The sequence below is a fragment of the Desulfobulbus alkaliphilus genome (assembly GCF_016918545.1).
Classification (GTDB): Bacteria; Desulfobacterota; Desulfobulbia; order Desulfobulbales; family Desulfobulbaceae; genus Desulfobulbus; species Desulfobulbus alkaliphilus.
In genome coordinates this window covers 1-419 of record NZ_JAFFQC010000331.1, presented here as the reverse complement: position 1 = coordinate 419, position 419 = coordinate 1, and the positions used below count along the sequence as shown (strand labels likewise).

Here is a 419-nt window from a genome sequence, read left to right as displayed (position 1 = left end):
GCTCGATGGGGGCGGCGACGGTTTCGGCCAGGGTCTCGGCCGAGGCGCCGGGATAGGCGGCGTTGATGGTGATCGTCGGCGGCGCGATCTCTGGATACTGCGACAAGGGCAGCAGCGGATAGGCGGCGATGCCGATGATGGAGATCACCACCGCGATCACGGCCGCGAAGATCGGCCGGTCGATGAAGAAGCGGGAGATGTTCATGGCTTAGCCGGCCGGCAGGCTGTTGGCGAAGGAGGCGCTGGACGCGGGCGCCGCCTGGGTGACGGGCGCCTGAGACGCATCGCCGGCGACGGGTTCGATCTTGCCGTTCTTGGGCGTGACCTTGGAGCCCGGCTGGGCGGCGCGTTGCAGACCCGCAATGATGACACGGTCGGTTGGGGCCAGGCCCGAACGGACGACGCGCAAGCCCTGCACG

At 69.0% G+C, this 419-nt stretch carries 1 protein-coding gene and 1 pseudogene; both read right to left on the bottom strand.

From position 1 onward, the window contains the following. Positions 1-205, bottom strand: a 205-nt coding sequence (locus JWG43_RS21035) for an efflux RND transporter permease subunit (protein WP_240193688.1), incomplete at its 3' end; no start/stop codon positions are given. Positions 206-208: 3 nt separating this feature from the next. Continuing rightward, positions 209-419 (bottom strand): annotated as a pseudogene (locus tag JWG43_RS21030) (efflux RND transporter periplasmic adaptor subunit); the annotation flags it as partial.